An 18,899-nucleotide genomic window follows, 5' to 3' on the forward strand; every position below is an offset into this window, starting at 1 on the left:
GTCCGTCCCTCTTTTCCGATTTTATTTCAAAGGAGGGTTTCGATATGAAAGATGTTTCAATGGAGCCAACTATACACGTTGGCGATCGAATCATTGAAAGGAAAGTCCAATATGACGGGAAAGTGGTAGAACATGATTGTCGTGTGTTGAAGGCAGATCATGGTGGCCTGGTCCTTTTTCATGAAATCGCTGTTCCATTTACGATGATGGCGAATGGGGAAAGCCTGACCATACCACAGGGAAGTTACACCATTGCACATTATTGGTTTGACCGACCGTATAATCTGTATATTTGGAGAGATCACAAAGGGGGATATTTAGGGTCCTACTTTAATATTGTAAGAAATACAACGTTGCATGCTGGAGTGATATCGTTTGAGGATTTGATTGTGGATGTGTTGGTAACCAGTGACGGAGAAGTTGCAGTGCTCGATCTGAATGAGTTGCCGGAACCGTTGCAACAATTTGAAAAAGGCGATGTTTACCGAGCTTTGCAGGAGTTGGTAGAATCACTTGACATACTGCTTCTTCAATTACGTAATGAGGCAGACGCGGATTTTGAACATGAAAAGCTGGTTCAGTGGTTGGCATAATCATGTGGGAATGGTAAAGAGAGGGTAAAAAGAGGGACGGACCTCCGACAGGGCTTTTCAGGTTGAAAAAAGCACTGCTGGAGGTCCGTCCCTCATTACGTTAAGATGCTAAAGACTGGTCGGAATATTCATCCCGGCTTTTTTTATTCCCAATATAGATGAAGCGAAGGGCGATCATCATAAGGATGATGGCTGCGATTCGTTTGAAGTCGAAGGGAACGTGAAGGCCTCCAAACCAGCCAAAGTGGTCAATCAGCATCCCCATGGACAGCTGTCCGATCACGGTTGAGACGTTGGCGGCGATGACCCCGATCTTTGGAACGGCGAGAATTGTCAGGAACAAATACCCCACTCCGAACCAGACGGCACTTAGCTGCCAGGTTGGGGCATCCAGTATCGCGAGGATATCTCCGTGACCAAAGAATAAGACAATGATTGATAACATCAGGGCCCCGGTGCCGAAAGTCAAAAAGGTGCTTTCATAGGTCCCGGCTTTTTTGCTGAATGCACCGTTGATGGAGGACTGTGCACTCAAGGTGATACCCCCGATGACGGATGCAAGTAAAATCAAGATACTCATGTTGTCAACTCCTTAATAGATTAGGACCAATGAAATGGCCATCAACACTGCGGCCGTGATTTTTTCTTTGTTCATTTTGACTTGGCGGCTTCCGAGCCATCCTTTATGCTCGATCACCATGCTCATCACCATCTGACCGACAATGACGCTGATCATCGACAACCCGACACCTACGATCGGTACGCTGATGATGAGGATGGTAAGGTAGATGATTCCAAGGAACCCACCCGACAGCTGCCATTTAGGGGCCTTGAATGTATATGATAATGAACCTCTTCCAAGAAAAAGCAACACGATGGAAAGAATGATTGTCCCGACAAAAAAGTTGTAGAAACTGCTCTCCAATTTTCCAATCGATTTGCCCAGTTCCCCGTATATCGCCCCTTCAATGCTCAAGGACGCACCTGCCAATAATGCTACAATGTAAACCCAAACTTTCATTTGGTATCCCTCCTGTTTTATATATCTATAATTCGAAAAACATCGATATGTTATCTAAAAAAAAGAGAGCTTAAAGCTCCTTTTTCATAAACTCTGCGACTCGTTGGATGTTGGCTTCATGTCGTCGGTAATAGGTCCATTTTCCATGGCGCTCCGACTCCAATAACCCAGCCTTTTGCATCATCGATAAATAATGAGAAACCGTGGATTGTGACATATTCGCTTTTTCCTGAATGTCACCTACACACACGCCCCCTTTTTCATTTATGGTCCTTGAAAGATGTGCAGAAGATTTGTCGAAGTGGACATAAGGCTCCTTCAACCACAGTAACATTTCCAAACGCGTCTCGTTTGCCAGCACCTTAAAAACATCTACGTAGTTTTCCATGACTGTATACTAATCGATGATCATCGATATGTCAAACGGAAGGGGGTGAGGTTGATGAGGGACGGACCTCCAACAGGGGCAGAAATGCCACTTTTATACCCTTTTGGAGGTCCGTCCCCATAAAGACTCCCCCAAAAGGTTTCCCACAAATCCCTCAACAAACCGTCAAAAATCCCCATGCTCCATCCCCCATGAATGCATTTGTTTCAGGATCGGCATGAGGGTCGTTCCCAACGGTGTCATGGAGTATTCAACTTTTGGCGGGATGGTGTCGTATTGGGTGCGGAGGATGAAGCCGTCTTCTTCGAGCTCCTTTAACTGCTGGCTGAGCACTTTATGGGCAACGCCGGGCAATAATTTCCGCAATTCGTTGTAGCGAAGCGTTCCGTCGGTCCCGAGGTGCCAGAGGATGACGGTCTTCCACTTGCCGCCGATTTTCTTCAGTGTATATTCAATGGAACATTTTAGTTTCCCGTTGTGGTCGGTCGGTGTATTCAAGTCTCTCAGTCCTTTCTTACTTCCAGGTTAGTTTCTCACAAAAAAGTGCATTCTTACATCGGGAAGTCCTGACCCGTATAATGGGGGCATGTTAGATTACACTAAACGAAAACAGGAGTGATGAACGATGTTACCATATCCACGATCTTTTTCACATATCGGACTATCGGTCCCGAATTTAGAAGAGGCGATTTCATTTTATACGAAAGTGTTCGGATGGTATACGATCATGGAACCTTCCGACGTTGAAAACGATGATACGGCAATCGGCCAGATGTGCCGTGATGTATTCGGTGATGATTGGGAAAAGTTCAGAATTGCCCACCTTGCAACCGGGGACAAAATCGGGGTGGAACTATTTGAGTTTCCACATAATGAAAAGCCAGAAAACAACTTCGAGTATTGGAAAACAGGATTATTCCATTTCTGTATCCAGGATCCGGACGTAGAAGGCATGGTGGAGAAAATCAAAGAGCATGGCGGGAAACAGCGCATGCCGATCCGTGAGTATTATCCAGGTGAAAAGCCTTATCGGATGGTCTATGTGGAAGACCCATTCGGCAATATATTTGAAATCTACTCCCACAGTTATGAATTGACATACTCTGACGGAGCGTATTAACAGCACGATGGCATGTTCAACAAAGAACATGCCATTTTTTTTATGAAAAAGGGTTTCCACTTCATTTGGAGAACATATTAACGAGACACAAGCATCGAGGGAAGAGGGGAGACGCAGTGAAGATATTGGAACTGGAAAGAACATCTGCATGGTTTGAGGAAGCGGTGAAAACATTTTGGGGACAATGGGGGAATGAGGACAACTATCCATTCTACTATGACTGTATGTTTCAGTCGTGCCGTACAGATGAAGACCTTCCGCGATTTTATATCGCGCTGAAAGATGATGTCATCATCGGTACATACGCCCTCCTCAGGAATGATTTGAACAGCCGGCAGGATCTTTACCCCTGGCTTGGCTGCCTTTACGTGGAAAAAAGTCAAAGAGGCAGCGGGGTCGGTCCCATGCTGATGGATCATGGCCTGCAAGAAGCACGAAAAAAAGGTTATCACCAGCTGTATCTTTCGACTGACCTAGACGGCTTCTATGAAAAATATGGGTGGATTCACGATGGGAAAGCGATTGGACTGGGCGGCGGAGCTTTAAAGGTATACCGGAAATCGACTGATTAAGAAAGGGGGACGGACCTCACATTAACAATGTGAGGTCCGTCCCCCTTCTTTCAGGTCTGCCCTCCCTGCAACTAGAATAAACATGAACAAAGGAATGCAATAGGGAGGGGAGACTTTGAAACAAGTAGCGGCGGCGGTTTATTTATCTTTTGGGATGCTGTTCGTATTTTTGCAGGGGTTTGACGGATATACGGCTCCTGACAATATGAATTTCATTATTTTCCTTTTCTTTATGGCCGGTATTTTGAATGTGTATCATGAGGTGAAAACCCACTTTGAGAACAAAATGAAAGAAAAATAAGGCACGCCTGAGAAACAGCGTGCCTTACTCTTTTTAAAGTCCCACGGAAATGTACTTCACTTCTAAATACTCCTCGATTCCATGGTGACCGCCTTCACGGCCGAGTCCGCTTTGCTTGAATCCGCCAAATGGTGCCTGCGGGGTGGAAGGCAAACCGTCATTTAAACCGACGATGCCATATTCCAACTGTTCGCTGATGCGGATGCCGTTGGTGATGTTTTCGGTGAATACATAAGCAGCAAGTCCGTAAATGGAGTCATTTGCCCGCTGAATTGCTTCCTCTTCCGTTTTGAATGAGGTGATCGGAGCGACTGGACCGAACGTTTCGTCCTTCATGCAAAGCATGTCGTCATTAACGTTGGTAAGGACGGTCGGTTCGAAATACAATCCGTTTTTTCCATTGCCGCCGCAGGCGATGGAAGCTCCTTTGCTCACGGCATCTTCCACATGTTTCTCCACTTTCTCAACTGCATGCTCATCGATCAACGGTCCGATGTCGACCCCTTCTTCCAAGCCGTTCCCGACTTTCAGCTCCTTGACCTTTTCCACGAGCTTTTCTGAGAAGGCCTGCTGGATTGATTCATGAACGTAAATGCGGTTGGAGCACACGCATGTCTGTCCGGCGTTCCGGAATTTCGAGGCGACGACGCCATCCACTGCTTTATCAAGATCCGCATCTGCCATCACGATCACAGGCGCGTGACCTCCGAGCTCCAGTGAAATCTTCTTGACCGTCTCAGCAGATCCCTTCATCAGCACCTTGCCGACTTCGGTTGAACCGGTGAAGGTCAATTTCCGTACCCGGGCATCTTCCATCCACGCTTCGCCGATCGCTTTCGAATCACCGGTCACCACGTTGATGACCCCTTTGGGGATTCCCGCTTCTTCCGCAAGGGCCGCCATTTTTAAAGCCGTCAGAGGTGTTTGGTTGGCTGGCTTGACCACGACGGTACATCCTGTAGCAAGTGCAGGCGCCACTTTTCGTGTGATCATTGCAGCAGGGAAATTCCAAGGTGTGATGACTGCCACGACCCCAACCGGCTGCTTGTGGACAAATAACCGCTTGTTTCGCTGAGTGGCCGGAATTTGTTCACCATACACCCGTTTCCCTTCTTCGGCGTACCAGGAAATGAAGCCGTTGGCGTATTGGATTTCACCGCTTGCTTCTTTTAACGGTTTTCCTTGCTCGATAGTCATGGTACGGGCAAGATCTTCCTTGTTTTCGTTAATCAGATCATGCCATTTGCGGATAAGTTCACTCCGTTCGTATGCTGAGTACTGGGACCAGTCCTTAAACGCATCATATGCTGCGTCGACGGCACGTTCCGCCTCCTTTTTCCCGCCGTATGGAATCGTAGCGACGACTTCAGAGGTGGCAGGGCTCGTCACATCCCTCTGCGACAGATCCGATCCGACTTGTTCTCCATTGATAATCATATTGTAATGTTGCATCGTGTTCCTCCTTTTAAAAAATAGATTCCCATATGCTGATGACTATGTAGGTTTGTCTTAAATTTACAATAGTGGAAAGCAGGAATCCAGCAATTCACCCTTTAATCATATATACGTCCTTCCTACAGTTAAATTACCCACATCGGATGGGGATATAAACAGAGGAGGGGGACGGACCTTTGTGTCAAAGGTCCGTCCCCCCCGTTCTGCTTATTTATGGATCAGTAAATAACGTTGTACACCCCTTGAAGCACTGATTGCGTTTTGTCTGTGAAGACGTGCTTGATCGTGCCGGCCTTTCGCTTCTGCTGCCGTGGATAAGATGTCCTCTTTCATCCATTTCTTTGAGAGGGAATTCGCGATTTGCTCGGCTTCGGTCATGTGATTTTCTTTTATTAGAAGCAAAGCTTCATAGTAAGCCCTCACATGTTCTTGTTTAATCTTCGAGATTTCTGCTTTCACCGTTTCTAATTGAGACTGAAATGCAGCATAGGTAACGATCAAAGGGGCCTGGATGTGAGGCGATGTGTATTTTTTCTTTGCCACATCTAAAGCAGCTTTTAATGCCGTTTCATCTTTTTGAGCCAGCTGTTAATAAAAGTCAAAGTAAGGGTGCTTCTTTCTGCTTTGTAAATAGCGTTTTACCGTTTCCGTGTTTTTGGTAAGGTACACGGCCCACACAAGTGGGAGGATGACGATCCCAAGGATACCGACGAAAATGGTGACGCCGATGGTCCAAAAAGGCAGTTGCATGATTCCGCCAAGCAATCCTGCAGACACTCCGATGAAGATGATAAGGAGGTATTGTGTTTTAGCCAGCATAATCCTTCGTTCCTTCTTCCTGCATAAAATGGAAAATAGTATTGAGATCAGTATAATAAAAGGTTGGAAGTAAAGATAGCTTTTATTAAGAGGGACGGACCTTGCCTGGCAAGGTCCGTCCCTCTCACTTTATTTCTTTTTCACTATGTGTTTCCCATCGATGCCATCATAGATGAGCAGGAATAGGATGGCTCCGAGGAGGGCGCACATGGCCACCGGTGGACCTATAAATGCGAAAATCCCGCCAAGGATGAACCCAAGCAGGATAAACAGTAATCTCACTTCATCATCTCCCATTTGTTTCTGCCCATAAATGGTAACATGGCAGGGGAGGAGAGAGAAGGGGCAGCAGCGACTTATTTATTTCCCTCTCCTTGATCTTCGTCTTCCGCAATGATTTCTTGTTCCTCATGAAAGGACACCTCTGTCTGACCGGTAACTTGATCGAAAGGTGTATAAAAGAGAGAAATGCTCTTCTTTTTGATAAATACTTTATAAAAGCCGATCAGGACAAGGAGGGTGATTGCCAGAGGAAATCCGACGGCAAACATGTTGATGCCATTCATCATGCATCACCCCCTGTCGTTGATGCGCTTACCGCTGAAACAGTGGCGATCATTGTTGCCTGTTGGGCCTGGATGAGCGTTTCAATCGCTGTCGATAATTTTGCCTGCAATAGATCAGTATGCTCAATTTTATCACTCATCAAAAAAGTCACTGCCATCATCCCATTCAGGTCTTTTTGCCACTTAAACAGCTTTTCAGAATTGAGTTCATCCCATAATGCCTTCACTTCAGTGACGAGACCAGGATTTACGTCGACGTAGGAAAGAAGGGCGATATGTGGATAGAACATTGCCTTCGTCTTTATGCCTTCCTTCTTGAACAGGTCGAATAACCGTGCGCATCGACTGACGAGTTCATCTGGATTCGTTCCGTTGTGAAGGGAGAGGATGTGACTCATGCTCTGCAGGTCGTTTCCTTTCCTGAACCCGGCTGCATGCAATTGTGTGTAGAAGTCTTCAATGGTTTCAATCAACGATTCATGATCCTCTTCCCGTTGAGCGAGCAGCAATGCAAACGGGTAATCACTGTGACCGGTTAAAAAGAAATGCTTTTCCCGCATTTTTTTATACACATTCATCCCGTGCTCGGCGAGGGGTGTTGGGGCATCTTCAGAGAGCATTGTCATCGCACCGATATAGGAAAAAGCCCCCCTGGAAAACCCGGCATCTATCAATGAATCGTAAACCGCATGAAAATCATGGAACTTGGTGTGTGGATCGTCATATCGTATATCAAGCATCGCCGCGATGGTATAGCGGAGGTCATGTTTCAAGGTTGAAAATGTGCCTACTTCGCTTTTTATATAGTCACTGATCTCAAGGAAACGATCGAGATGAAAAGGGCGTTGACTCGTGACGTACAACGAGGCGACCATCATAATGGAACGGGAATCGGCCACTTTCCATCGCAGGGATTTTTTCAATTGGCCGTAAATGTCCTTGTACTGATCAACCTTGTGATTCACAGCTTCCACTCCTTCATTTTACTGTTGATACATATACGGATGAAACGGAAGAAAGTTTCGTCTTTAAATGTAAAGGGTGCTTGACGTTAAGTTTCCTTTACATTATGATATGGAAATATAAGGAGGGATCCTGCTTTGGAAAATAGACTGGTGGAATACCGCAAAACATTTGGTTTCTCCCAGGAACGGCTGGCAGCTGTTTTAGGCGTTTCAAGACAAACCATCATTTCAATTGAAAAGGGGAAGTATGATCCTTCGCTGAATCTCGCTTTTCAATTGGCCAAAGTATTTGATACGTCAATTGAAGAGCTTTTTGTTTATGAAGAGAAAGGGGGAAAGAAATGATGTATACAAAGGCATATTTGTATTTAGGCTGGATATTGGCGGTGCAAACGGCATTTTTGTTCTTCGTCGGAATCTCTGCCGGGGAATTTCCGTACTTCGCCCTCACACCGTTGTCGATGACGGTGTTAAGCTTCTGCATGTATTTCCTTCATCCGCAGTTTAAAGAAAAAGATGAGCGGATGAAACTCATCCGGGAAAAGGGAATGTTCTACTCTTATTTTGTCATTCTAGCCTTTCATATTGTGTTCATGATGATCCTGCAATTTGATGTGATTGAGCTGACAGCAATGAATCTATTAAACATCCTCACAAGCCTCACCATTATGACAGTCTTCATTTCCATGGTGGTCATGTCGAAGGTTTACTAGAAGAGGGACGGACCTTGCAAGGCAAGGTCCGTCCCTCTGGATTCAGTCGGTTCTGTTGTTCACTTCGTAGGCAGCGCGGATGGCGGATTCGATGGCGCCCTCGACCCAGCCGTGGAAGGGGGAAGTGTGTTCGCCGGCGAAGTGGATGCGGTGTTCTGGCAGGTAGAGGTGGTCTGAGAAGTCGGACGCCTGATTCGGGGCGAAGAGTGTGAAGCACCCTGCCGAGAACTGATTTTCTCCCCAGCTGTAGGAAGCCCCCTTCGAAAATTCTTTGTACACCTGTTCCCCGTATATGCGATAAAGCCCTTGCAGTGCCTCCCGGATCCGTTCGTCCTCCGGGAGACTGTTCCAGAGGTTCGCATTCTGCCCCCAGCTGTAGCTGCCGAGCATGACGCCGGGTCCTGCCTGCCCTATATTATGACTCGGACGAAACGTATAGCGTATCGGAAGGTCTGTGATGATATTCCCGATGTTGACCGCTTCCCAGAATTTTGTTTTAAACTCCAAACCGATTTTCACTGACGAGACATAATTCAATTCCCTGATCGCTTTCCATTTTTGAAAAGAAAGAGATTGATAGGGCTGGATGTCGATGAATTGAAAGACAGAATAGGGGACCGTGACGACTGTATAGTCCCCTTCAAAACGGTGATAGCGGTTTGTTCTCCGGTCACGTGTGATGACCGTGACCCCGTCGTCTTTCTGGATGATCTGGTGGACCTTTTGTTCAAACAGTATGTCTGACTGGAGCTCCGGCATAAAAGCTTCGGGGAGCTGATCATTCCCGCCGGTGATCTCATAAAACGTTAAATCTTTGTTAAATACGGTTCGGACGATGTCCAATAAAATATCCACAAACGATAACTCCGGAAAGCCCTCGATGCCCAAAATTACCTTCACAATCCGGATCGCCTCAGGGGAGAGTGAAGTGCCGAGCGGGTTGACCCGCAAGAATACATCGAAAGAATAGTGATCAAATTTCTTTCTCAACCGTTCCTGCTCTTCAGGGTCTGCTCTATCATATAAATCCAAAAAGGGCTGAACGGCGGAAGAAAGCAGTTCAACGGCGGTTTTCCCCTGTTCTTCAGGGGGCAGGGGGTAGTTGAATACATCCGGATTTTGACTGTAATAAGTGTTTGTCGTCTTAATTCCATTCACGAGGTACAGGTCGCTTTCGTTGAAAAATTCATTGATGGGTAAATGGAATTTCCGGATGTACTCTAATACCAATTCATGTGTATCCGGAAAGCGCATCGCCCCGACATCCAAATACTGCCCTTCGGAGAAAGGTTCCCTGAGTGTATATACCCTGCCCCCGATCCGGTCGTTCCCTTCAAGGATGGTGACGGAGTGGCCGGCTTGCTTTAATAGGGAAGCTGCTACCAGCCCAGCCATGCCGGCGCCGATGATGATCACATTTTTGGGATTCTTGCTCGGTTCCAGCCCATTCCTGATGATCGACCTCATATCGTCCGGATAGGAAAGGTCACCGTAACTATAAGTATCTGCTCTATTCCTCATTGCATCATCCCTCCTTACGCCAAACTATATTACCCATATATATGAGGGAGGGAGGGTGGAATAGACGATTTCTATAAAGAACCGGCTTCATTTTAAGCCTTTAGTTGCACGTCAGGCTGCTGTATCGCCCCGTCCTCTTGAAGATGGGGCAATACCAGAAATCACTTTCCAGGCGTCTTCAATGCGTTCAATATCACTTCCTTCAATGTCGGTGTCATGTCTCGTAAAGCATCGGCACTGTATACACCGAGGAAGTATTGAACGACCAATCCATCCACCATTGACACCAGGATGGAAGCGCCATGCTTTGAATGAAGGAGTGGATAGTCATGAGTGTGATCCAATGCTGCCAACTGATGCTGCAAGTGTTCCACCATCCTGTTAAAAGAATCCCGGAAAGTTGGAGTCGTGATCTCCCCCCGGCTGTAACGGCTCATCACAGTAGTGATTAAATCCATATTCTGCTCATTATAATCCCATGAGTCATAGAGGAAAGAGTCAATGAATTCCTCAACCGTGCTGCTCCCATTTGAATCGAGCGCCTCTATATAGTCATCCTCTAATTTCTTCAAATTTTTATCCATACTGTCTTTAGGATTCATTGTTTCGACCGCCTTTCACTTTGATGGGAGTTGAATTCCCTTTATTCCAATCAATAAACATTTTATGCGGCAAAGCTTTAAACAGGAGGAGTCGGCAGGGAGAATGTAGAAGTAGGAGGGGGATGTAATCGAAAGGGTGATTCTTCCGGTCATACAAGCGCACGAAATGACAGGAGAATGATCATTCAGGATGATACATTGGTTGTGAGGGGAGGAAGTAAGCGATGGAAATGCTTAACAGAATGAATGACTGCATTCAATATATCGAGGACAATCTTGAAGGGGATATCCGTATGGAGGAGCTTGCCAGGCTGTCACTCAGCTCGAAGTTCCACTTTCAGCGACTGTTCTCACTCGTAACCGGCTGTACAGTCGCTGAATATATCCGTAAGCGAAGACTGACACGGGCTGCCCAGGATCTGCTCAACACAGATGCAAAGGTCATCGATGTGGCTTTCACCTACGGATACGAAACGCCGGAATCTTTTTCAAAAGCCTTCCGGAGGGCCCACGGCGTTTCACCATCACAGGTGAGGGCACCTGGGACGTCCCTTAAAGCATTCCCGCGCATTTCCTTCCAAATCCAGCTAAAAGGAGAAGTCGAAATGAATTATAAAATTGTGGACAAAGAAGCATTCCAGGTAATCGGAAAAGGGAAAAGGGTATCCACCCGGGACGGGGAGAATCTGACTGATATTCCTGCCTTTTGGGGAGAAGTGAACAGTTCAGGTCTCGACAGGAAAATCTGTGAAGCAGCAGGGACTGAGGAAATGCTCGGGATTTGTATGGAGTTTGATCATCCGAACGAAGCATTCACATATTTCATCGGAGCGGGCAAGAAGGGCAGCGGTGATCCATCTCTTGTGGTAAAAGAGATCCCAGCAGCAACATGGGCCGTATTCGAATCGGTCGGCCCGATGCCAAATGCGATCCAGGCTGTATGGAAGAGGATTTTCTCAGAATGGTTCCCGTCAACAGGTTATGAACATGCCGGCGGACCGGAATTTGAATTGTATCCGCCAGGGAACCCCAACAGTAAAGACTACCGCTGTGAAGTGTGGGTGCCGATTGTAAAAAAATAAGAAAGTGAGCCTCCGATGAGCATCGGGGGCTTTTTTATAGGGGGGATAGAGGAGGGGAATTGAATTTTGGTGGCTTGGATGTGGTGTGCCTTATCGTGGTAGAAGCCAGGAAATGCTGAGAACTAGCGTATTTAATTGTGGTTGTCGGTATAAATGGGTGATTTCTAGCGTATGATGACCCTGTTGCCTGTTTGGGGATCGAATCTGAAAAATTAATATCGCTTTCAGCTGGGATCTGTTCTAGTTTGAAGGTTATATTATCGACTTCGCCTGGGATATTATCGAGTTTCAGGATATATTATCGACTTCGGCCAGAATATTATCGAGTTTCATCATATATTATCGACTTCGCCCAATATATTATCAACTTTCAAAATCCATAAGGAATCCCCCACCGGTCGCAAGAATCTGCAGTATAATTGAATCTTTAGTGAAAGAAATCCGCACGGTATTGGTTTTCAATACCATGCGGATTTTTTAGGGCCCTCTTTTGGTCCACCCTCATCCTTTTCCCTCACCTCACCACCACATAAGGCCGCATCATCTCTTCATCTTCATGCTCCAGAATGTGACAATGCCAGACGTAGAGCCCTGTATAAGGTCCGAACGGCACGATGATCCTAGTCATTTCCCATGGATTGGCGCAAACGGTATCCTTCCAGCCTTGTTCGGTTTGGGGTGGCTTTTTCCGCGGAGAAACCGGGACGAATCTGCCTTCCCTCCGGTAGATATCCTGATCGAAACGCTGCCTGTCGAGGATTTGAAAGCGGACTAAGTGTAAATGAATCGGATGGGATTCTTCGGTGACGTTCATCAGGTTCCAGATTTCCATGCTCCACAGCCTGGGCATTTCCGTGATCGGATCCGACCATTTCTGGTCATTTAAAAGGTGTATTTCCCGGTTGTACTGGTCCCGCCTCATATTTAACAGGAGGGTCCTTGTTACTGTCGCATGGTGCTCGGGTAATCGGGGGACAGCGGATAGCACTTTAGGAATGTCACGATTCTTTTTTTCTGACAAAGCTTTCACGACACGGAACTGCATCACGGATCCTGTCGTATCGGGATCAGGGGCGGGGCCATTAGGGAACGGGGCCCGTGCATGATTCTCGAGGGTGATGCTTTTTCCTTCCATAGAAGAGAAATCGATGATCACATCGGCACGTTCTGCAGGAGCAAGGAGGATTTCCCGGACAGGGACCGGAGCAGACAGAAGCCCCTGGTCGGAGCCGATCTGGATGAAAGAAGCGCTGTTTGACAATGAAAAGCGGTATGTCCGGGAGTTGGATCCATTGATCAGCCTGAAACGGTAACGGCGGTTTTCCACTTCCAAATAGGGCCAGACCATCCCATTCACAAGGATGGTGTCTCCGAAGAAATGGGGGACGAAAGAGGGATCGATTTCAGGGACAGGCGGGTCCGGCTGGGAAGGATAGTAGAGTGAACCATCTTCGTTAAAGGAGCGGTCCATGATCAGCAAGGGAATATCGTATGGTTCATCAGGCAGTTGTAAAGCGTCTTCTTCATCGTCATGGATGATATATGCCCCTGCCAAACCTGCGTAAATATTAAGTCGGGTGATCCCGATGGCATGATCGTGGTACCAGAGGGTGGTGGCCCGCTGCTGATTTGGGTAGACGTACGTTTCGGAATTGAAGAATGGACCGACTTCTTGAAAGCCTTTTGTAAACCATGCGTCAGGATATCCATCGCTCGTATCCGGCGTCACGCCTCCATGAAGGTGAACGACGGTGCGCACCTCAGGCTTATCCTTTTCCGCTCCGTGGACGGTGGTGTCGACCGGTAATAGGTGACGTTCAGGAAGATCATTTTTCCATGTGACATAGACCGGTTGATTCCGTTTTACTTGGAACAGAGGGCCGGGAAATCGACCGTTGTATCCCCAGATCCTTGTCGGAGGCAGATCCCGGTGCAGTTTCTGCATGTTTTCGGTCATTGTGACTTCATAATATTGACCGTCCCTCCCGATTGATGTGGGAGAAAGAGTTTCCATGATCGGCAGTGGATCCACGAATTTTTCCAACATTGAATTCCTCCTTATAAGGCCGTTTATTGATATGTATGATTCAGGTGGGTGAATGATCGATTTTTTATGAAAAAGTTTAAATCCGCGATAATAGATGATGAATTTGTTACACTATGATAGTTGCCAAATTCTTTTGAGACAATACTATTGGCAAAAGGTATTGGAGGATCATATGTCAAATCGAAATAAAGGAATACTTCTATTACTTCTGTCTGCGCTCGGTTTCTCGTTGATGGCAGCATGTGTGAAGCTGTCGGGAGATGTGCCAACGATTCAAAAAACATTTTTCCGGAACATCGTATCCGCATTCATCGCATTCGGGTTTGTCCGGTATCATAAAGAACGACTATTTGGTAAAAAGGAGAACCAGAAGCTGTTATTGCTCCGGTCTGCACTCGGCGCGGTAGGAATCGTATTATTCTTCTATGCGATCGATCACCTCGTTTTATCCGATGCCGATATGCTGAACAAGCTGAGTCCATTTCTGACGATCATTTTCTCGGCACTATTTTTGAAGGAGCGGACACGGGTGTTTCAGGTAGTGGCAATTATCATTGCATTCATCGGAACGCTGTTCATCATCAAACCGGCCTTCTCATTTGATATCATCCCGTATCTTGCAGGCGTGTTCTCTGCCATCTTTGCGGCGGGTGCCTACACCGTACTCCGGGTATTGGGAAGCAGGGAGAAATTTTACACGGTCGTCTTTTACTTTTCATTCTTCACCACCGTCGTCCTTCTCCCGTTTGTCATCGGATTTTACGAGCCGATGAGTGTAGAGCAGTGGATTTATCTGCTGGCGGCAGGTGTGTTTGCGACAGTTGGTCAATTCGGGATCACGATTGCCTACAAGTTCGCCCCGGCAAGGGAAATTTCGATATTCTTCTACTCAACCGTCGTATATTCAGCCATGATCAGCATCCTCCTGTTCGGACAGGTTCCTGATGTATACAGCATCATCGGCTATATCATCATCTTTGCGGCTTCGTTATATATGTTCTTGAAAAATAATCAAGAGGGTAAAAAACAGGAAGCGTAAGGGAAAAACCATCCATTGTTTTTAATGGGTGGTTTTTTAAAATGAAATATTTCGGAGCGTGAAGGGTTAAGCCTGAAAAATATACGACGACCCGCTTTGACGGGGCATCGCCAATCTATCACATCTACAATTCCAATCCCTTTCCTTTCACCACCCATTCCTTTATCCTTAAACCATACATTCTGACTAAATGAGGGTTTAATATGAAAACAATACATAGCGATGTGATCCAGTTCCGCGGATCTCATTACGATTTCGGTTATATGCAGGGAGAGAGGATAAAGGATTCTGTGACGGTGCGGAATCGGGAGAATCAGTGGAAGGTGAGGAAGCCACGTTTCTCCATCTCAGTGGAGGAAACGAATGAAGCGATCAAGAGGTTTGCGCCGGGTATCTGGGATGAACTTCTCGGTTTGCAGGAGGCCCTTCAATGGCCGATGGAAAGGGTGCTGCAGGAGTTTGGCGGCTATCGGGTCGATTATGTGAAGTCGGGCTGTTCGATCATGACAGGTGAGGATTATTTGATCAGGAATTACGATTATCATCCGAAAACATATGAAGGAAGATATACGTTTTATCAGCCGACCGACGGAGGCTACAGCATCATCGGGCCGAGTCAGCGGGTAACCGGACGGATGGACGGGATGAACGAAAAGGGTCTTGCGGTCGGATATAATTTCATGCACAGGAAGAACCCGGGTGACGGGTTCATCTGCTGTATGATCGGGCGGCTGATTTTGGAATCATGCGGGGATGTGTCTGAGGCCGTTTCGATGCTGAAAGAGATTCCTCACAGACACTCTTTCAGCTATGTTGTGTATGACAGGAGCGGGGAAACGTTCATTGTCGAAACGTCCCCACGTGGCGTGGAGGTCCGTCAATCCCATGCGTGTACGAATCACTTTGAAGTGATGACACATGAAAACAGGCATCATCTTGTTGATTCGAAACGAAGATTGAGCATCATCGAAGAATATGGACAGGCTGATGCCCATCAAGCTTTCCGGTTGATGAACGACAGGGATAAGGGGATCTTCTCCGAATTATACGGAAGCTGGGCAGGGACGATCCACACATCGGCATATTTTCCTAAAGAACTGAAAGCCTGGTTCTCCCTCGGCGGAGACAGGCAGCCGGTTGTGTTTGATTTTGCCCAGTGGCTGAACGGGAAAGATAGCGATCGTGAGAAGATTGTCGGGGAAGTCGAGACCGATATTCCCTTTGTCCATATGGATGAGGGTGCGGATTGGTTTACGAATAAGTAGGTAGCTTCAGGGTAAAACCTGAGGCTCTTTTTTTTGGAAAAACCTTCGAGGTTATCATGCTATTTAACTAGAAATATTTTCTGTATTTTTCCTTATTTATAAGTCTTTTAGGTGATTTTACGGTATTTTGCAATAGTGACAAAATAGTCACATAGTTTTTGATTTTCGAATCAGTATAATAGAACTAGTAAGGTTTTTTGTTGGAGGAATGCGAATGAATTATCAGAAGAGGATTTGGCTTGAGAGGTTGAGAAAGTTAAAGGGTTATAGCCAAGAAGACATTGCGGCTTTCATTCATATTGACAGATCCTACTATTCAAAGATTGAAAATGGTGTCAGGGTACCGAGCAGAAAGCTGGCAGAGAATCTGGCAGAATTATTGAGTTTCCATGTGTCCATCTTCGAAATAGAGGATAGTCCGTTTTATTTTGCCCTGCAGGACTCCCCCATGGTCATCGCCCATTTTGACTTAGAACTTAGATACACATGGATATTCAATCCCCATCAGGACGTTGACCCTGATTTTATGATAGGTAAGCGGGATGCGGAAATAGAGGATAATGCGGGGACGAGGGCTTTGATGGAGATGAAGCAAGAAGTCATCAACATCCGTCAATCTCTAAGAAAAAAAATTTCCTTAACCGTAGCGGATGCCACATTCGAGTATGACATCACTTGTCATCCGTTGTTTAATCATAAAGGAGAGCTGATCGGTGGAAGTTCGGCTTCCATTCAACTGCTTCAAGAAGAGATATCAGATACCAATCATGAAATTCACTCCTGACAGATCGTACGAAAGATAGGGGCGTTCATATGGATAGTTCTATACTGACCAATTTACTGTTAAATTTCCTATTCATTATAATAGGACTGTTATTTCTCGCCCTTTATTATGATTTCACGAAGAAGCCGCCCGCTAAAGGAATCGTGATCCTGACTTCAGCCATCACGATTCTGCTGTGTGTGCTGTTCAGCATTAAATTGACCAACGGTGTGTACATAGATTTAAGGATGATCCCGTTTTTCCTAAGCAGTTTATACTTCGGTCCTGTTGTCTCGTTTGTGTTGATGATCGCCATCATCGGATTCCGGTACTTGATACTCGGCGGTGAACTCATTTATTTGGTTATGTTAAATTATGCGGTGGCATTTATGATTTTATGGTTATTTTCCAAAAGGTTTCAACGGGCTGACCGAAATGAAAAATTGATGTTCATGGTGATGGTTTGTGCAAGTATGACAACATTGAACCTGGCATTGGGCTCGATTCATCAGGCGGAGATTACGGTCGATGAGTGGGTGTATCTTGTGCTCATCCCGTTAACGGCAGGAATTATCAGTGTCCTTGTTGCAGAAATGATGCGGAAGTTAATGGTGATGAAAAGAAAGGTCAATCAAGAAGAAAAACTTCAGGTTGTAAGTCGACTGGCAGCGAGCATATCCCATGAAATACGGAATCCCCTGACCACCTCGAAAGGGTTCTTGCAGCTAATGAAGGAAGAAAAGAATGAAGAGATGCAGAGGGAATTTGTGGATTTGTCGTTAAGCGGGATTGAACAGGCTACAAATGTTATCGAAGAATACCTGACCTTTACCCGCTCTTCTCCTGAAGAACAAGAGCGGATCGATGTGAGGCAAGCCATTGTTGAGCTCTTCGAAAATTTACGGCCGCTGTCACCGCACATTTCATTTCACTCTCAGCTTATGGAAGGCATCTATGTAGATGGCCATCCCCACAGTTTCCGAAAATGCATGGGGAATATTATGAGAAATGCAATTGAGGCAATGCCCCGTGGTGGCGAGTTGACTGTCAATATGACAATGGAGAAAAACTTGACCATTGCCATTTCTGATTCCGGCTGGGGCATGACGAAGGAACAAATCGCCCGTTTCGGTGAACCGTTTTTCTCCACTAAAGATGAGGGAACGGGTCTTGGAGTAATGGCAGCAAACATCATCGTACATTCCATGGAGGGAAATATCCGGGTGAAAAGTGAACTGAATAAAGGGACAACTGTATATATTGAATTGCAGGCTCACGTCTGACCAATCAAAAAGAAGGAATCTGGATTCGTGTCCAGATTCCTTCTTTTATTATACAAACTTCACGATATCTTCATAAGGTCGTCGTGATTTTGGTGCAGGATCCTTGACCCGGTAACCGAATGCGACCATGACGGAAATACTGAAGCTTCCGTTTTCGAGTAAGCCTTCCCCGTCCAACAGCTCATTCATCTTTTCGATATCAAAGCCTTCGATCGGGCAGGAATCGATGCCGATCTGGGCAGCGGCGGTCATCATGTTACCGAGGGCGATATAGGTCTGCTTTCCGGCCCAATCGTATAGTGGACGCTCCCCTTCCAGCAGATCGAAATCTTCTTTCTGGAACTGTTCGATTCTTTCCAGGTATTTCTTCATATGCTCTTCCGGCAGGTTTTTTACCCTTTTAAAATGATCCTGCAAGTAGTCGGAATCGTATTTCGTATCTTTCTTTGTCCGTGCGAGGATGACGACGAAATGACTCGCTTCAGGAAGCTTTCCGTATGCACCCCAGGCAGCCTGTTTGATTTTCTCCCGCAATGCAGGACTCTGGATAACGACAAACCTCCAAGGTTCAAATCCGAAGGAACTCGGTGACAGGCGTGCCGTCTCCATGATGAAATGAAAATCCTCATCGGTTACTTTCTTGTCTGGATCGAACTCCTTTGTCGCATGTCTGAAATGATAAGCATCTAAAATGTCCTGCTTGCGTTTTTCTTTGTCGGCCATCGACCATTCACTCCTTATCCATTGATTTCAACATACTTAACGTACCACAAAACCTGGAAGA

Annotated in this window: 25 protein-coding genes; 11 read left to right on the forward strand and 14 right to left on the reverse strand. The window is 46.2% G+C overall.

The window, feature by feature from the left end; genetic code table 11:
• Positions 1–44: 44 nt before the first annotated feature.
• Positions 45–593 carry a DUF402 domain-containing protein gene (locus KH172YL63_RS04185; protein ID WP_232066119.1) on the forward strand — a complete coding sequence of 183 codons (549 nt, stop codon included), beginning with the start codon at positions 45–47 and terminating at the stop codon, positions 591–593.
• Positions 594–693: 100 nt separating this feature from the next.
• On the opposite strand, the gene KH172YL63_RS04190 is transcribed toward KH172YL63_RS04185, so the two are convergent.
• From KH172YL63_RS04190 to KH172YL63_RS04205, 4 genes are all read right to left on the reverse strand, one after another.
• The gene (locus KH172YL63_RS04190) at positions 694–1,173 is read right to left on the reverse strand and encodes a DMT family transporter (RefSeq protein WP_173104937.1); all 480 of its coding nucleotides are present in this window, start codon (positions 1,171–1,173) and stop codon (positions 694–696) included.
• Positions 1,174–1,185: 12 nt separating this feature from the next.
• Positions 1,186–1,614 carry a DMT family transporter gene (locus KH172YL63_RS04195; RefSeq protein ID WP_173104938.1) on the reverse strand — a complete coding sequence of 143 codons (429 nt, stop codon included), beginning with the start codon at positions 1,612–1,614 and terminating at the stop codon, positions 1,186–1,188.
• Positions 1,615–1,684: 70 nt separating this feature from the next.
• The gene (locus KH172YL63_RS04200; RefSeq protein WP_173104939.1) at positions 1,685–2,002 is read right to left on the reverse strand and encodes an ArsR/SmtB family transcription factor; all 318 of its coding nucleotides are present in this window, start codon (positions 2,000–2,002) and stop codon (positions 1,685–1,687) included.
• A gap of 165 nt (positions 2,003–2,167) precedes the next feature.
• Complete coding sequence (locus tag KH172YL63_RS04205; RefSeq protein WP_442858768.1) at positions 2,168–2,509, reverse strand: winged helix-turn-helix transcriptional regulator; 342 nt, start codon at positions 2,507–2,509, stop codon at positions 2,168–2,170.
• A 118-nt stretch (positions 2,510–2,627) separates the two neighbouring features.
• On the opposite strand from KH172YL63_RS04205, the gene KH172YL63_RS04210 reads away from it, so the two are divergent.
• The 3 genes from KH172YL63_RS04210 to KH172YL63_RS04220 all read left to right on the forward strand — a co-directional run bounded on the left by KH172YL63_RS04210 (position 2,628) and on the right by KH172YL63_RS04220 (position 3,995).
• Positions 2,628–3,122, forward strand: a complete 495-nt coding sequence (locus KH172YL63_RS04210) for a lactoylglutathione lyase family protein (RefSeq protein WP_173104941.1) — start codon at positions 2,628–2,630, stop codon at positions 3,120–3,122.
• Positions 3,123–3,238: 116 nt separating this feature from the next.
• Positions 3,239–3,694, forward strand: a complete 456-nt coding sequence (locus KH172YL63_RS04215; protein WP_173104942.1) for a GNAT family N-acetyltransferase — start codon at positions 3,239–3,241, stop codon at positions 3,692–3,694.
• A gap of 115 nt (positions 3,695–3,809) precedes the next feature.
• The gene (locus KH172YL63_RS04220; protein WP_173104943.1) at positions 3,810–3,995 is read left to right on the forward strand and encodes a hypothetical protein; all 186 of its coding nucleotides are present in this window, start codon (positions 3,810–3,812) and stop codon (positions 3,993–3,995) included.
• Between the two features lie 33 nt (positions 3,996–4,028).
• Here KH172YL63_RS04220 and KH172YL63_RS04225 read toward each other — a convergent pair whose 3' ends face one another.
• From KH172YL63_RS04225 to KH172YL63_RS04250, 6 genes are all read right to left on the reverse strand, one after another.
• Entirely contained in the window at positions 4,029–5,447 is a 1,419-nt protein-coding gene (locus KH172YL63_RS04225) for an NAD-dependent succinate-semialdehyde dehydrogenase (protein WP_173104944.1), read from the reverse strand.
• A gap of 210 nt (positions 5,448–5,657) precedes the next feature.
• A complete protein-coding gene (locus tag KH172YL63_RS04230) occupies positions 5,658–5,993 on the reverse strand; it encodes a hypothetical protein (protein WP_173104945.1) in 336 nt (111 codons plus the stop codon).
• A 45-nt stretch (positions 5,994–6,038) separates the two neighbouring features.
• Entirely contained in the window at positions 6,039–6,269 is a 231-nt protein-coding gene (locus KH172YL63_RS04235) for a hypothetical protein (protein WP_173104946.1), read from the reverse strand.
• Between the two features lie 129 nt (positions 6,270–6,398).
• Positions 6,399–6,551, reverse strand: a complete 153-nt coding sequence (locus KH172YL63_RS04240; RefSeq protein WP_173104947.1) for a hypothetical protein — start codon at positions 6,549–6,551, stop codon at positions 6,399–6,401.
• A gap of 74 nt (positions 6,552–6,625) precedes the next feature.
• Positions 6,626–6,835: a DUF3951 domain-containing protein gene (locus tag KH172YL63_RS04245; protein ID WP_173104948.1), complete on the reverse strand. Its 210-nt coding sequence runs from the start codon at positions 6,833–6,835 to the stop codon at positions 6,626–6,628.
• A complete protein-coding gene (locus tag KH172YL63_RS04250; protein WP_232066120.1) occupies positions 6,835–7,800 on the reverse strand; it encodes a DUF4003 family protein in 966 nt (321 codons plus the stop codon). Before KH172YL63_RS04250 ends, KH172YL63_RS04245 begins: the two co-directional genes overlap by 1 nt.
• Positions 7,801–7,935: 135 nt before the next feature.
• On the opposite strand from KH172YL63_RS04250, the gene KH172YL63_RS04255 reads away from it, so the two are divergent.
• Together KH172YL63_RS04255 and KH172YL63_RS04260 are read left to right on the forward strand one after the other, a co-directional pair.
• Complete coding sequence (locus KH172YL63_RS04255; RefSeq protein ID WP_173104950.1) at positions 7,936–8,145, forward strand: helix-turn-helix transcriptional regulator; 210 nt, start codon at positions 7,936–7,938, stop codon at positions 8,143–8,145.
• A gap of 116 nt (positions 8,146–8,261) precedes the next feature.
• Positions 8,262–8,513 carry a permease gene (locus KH172YL63_RS04260; protein WP_442858769.1) on the forward strand — a complete coding sequence of 84 codons (252 nt, stop codon included), beginning with the start codon at positions 8,262–8,264 and terminating at the stop codon, positions 8,511–8,513.
• 42 nt (positions 8,514–8,555) lie between these two features.
• On the opposite strand, the gene KH172YL63_RS04265 is transcribed toward KH172YL63_RS04260, so the two are convergent.
• Together KH172YL63_RS04265 and KH172YL63_RS04270 are read right to left on the reverse strand one after the other, a co-directional pair.
• Complete coding sequence (locus KH172YL63_RS04265; RefSeq protein ID WP_173104952.1) at positions 8,556–10,034, reverse strand: flavin monoamine oxidase family protein; 1,479 nt, start codon at positions 10,032–10,034, stop codon at positions 8,556–8,558.
• Positions 10,035–10,195: 161 nt separating this feature from the next.
• The gene (locus tag KH172YL63_RS04270; protein WP_173104953.1) at positions 10,196–10,636 is read right to left on the reverse strand and encodes a hypothetical protein; all 441 of its coding nucleotides are present in this window, start codon (positions 10,634–10,636) and stop codon (positions 10,196–10,198) included.
• Positions 10,637–10,860: 224 nt separating this feature from the next.
• Here KH172YL63_RS04270 and KH172YL63_RS04275 point away from each other — a divergent pair, with 224 nt between their 5' ends.
• The gene (locus tag KH172YL63_RS04275; protein ID WP_173104954.1) at positions 10,861–11,718 is read left to right on the forward strand and encodes an AraC family transcriptional regulator; all 858 of its coding nucleotides are present in this window, start codon (positions 10,861–10,863) and stop codon (positions 11,716–11,718) included.
• A gap of 514 nt (positions 11,719–12,232) precedes the next feature.
• Here the strand turns inward: KH172YL63_RS04275 and KH172YL63_RS04280 are convergent.
• Positions 12,233–13,765, reverse strand: a complete 1,533-nt coding sequence (locus tag KH172YL63_RS04280) for a multicopper oxidase family protein (protein WP_173104955.1) — start codon at positions 13,763–13,765, stop codon at positions 12,233–12,235.
• A 172-nt stretch (positions 13,766–13,937) separates the two neighbouring features.
• Here KH172YL63_RS04280 and KH172YL63_RS04285 point away from each other — a divergent pair, with 172 nt between their 5' ends.
• From KH172YL63_RS04285 to KH172YL63_RS04300, 4 genes are all read left to right on the forward strand, one after another.
• A complete protein-coding gene (locus tag KH172YL63_RS04285) occupies positions 13,938–14,804 on the forward strand; it encodes a DMT family transporter (protein WP_173104956.1) in 867 nt (288 codons plus the stop codon).
• A gap of 203 nt (positions 14,805–15,007) precedes the next feature.
• A complete protein-coding gene (locus tag KH172YL63_RS04290; RefSeq protein ID WP_173104957.1) occupies positions 15,008–16,069 on the forward strand; it encodes a C45 family autoproteolytic acyltransferase/hydrolase in 1,062 nt (353 codons plus the stop codon).
• Between the two features lie 214 nt (positions 16,070–16,283).
• Positions 16,284–16,853, forward strand: coding sequence for a helix-turn-helix domain-containing protein (locus KH172YL63_RS04295; protein WP_173104958.1), 570 nt, complete (start codon positions 16,284–16,286; stop codon positions 16,851–16,853).
• A gap of 29 nt (positions 16,854–16,882) precedes the next feature.
• Positions 16,883–18,115: an ATP-binding protein gene (locus tag KH172YL63_RS04300; protein ID WP_173104959.1), complete on the forward strand. Its 1,233-nt coding sequence runs from the start codon at positions 16,883–16,885 to the stop codon at positions 18,113–18,115.
• Between the two features lie 48 nt (positions 18,116–18,163).
• On the opposite strand, the gene KH172YL63_RS04305 is transcribed toward KH172YL63_RS04300, so the two are convergent.
• Positions 18,164–18,838, reverse strand: coding sequence for an NAD(P)H-dependent oxidoreductase (locus tag KH172YL63_RS04305; protein WP_173104960.1), 675 nt, complete (start codon positions 18,836–18,838; stop codon positions 18,164–18,166).
• Positions 18,839–18,899 lie beyond the last annotated feature (61 nt).

The sequence above is a fragment of the Bacillus sp. KH172YL63 genome (assembly GCF_011398925.1).
Lineage (GTDB): Bacteria > Bacillota > Bacilli > Bacillales > Bacillaceae_B > Rossellomorea.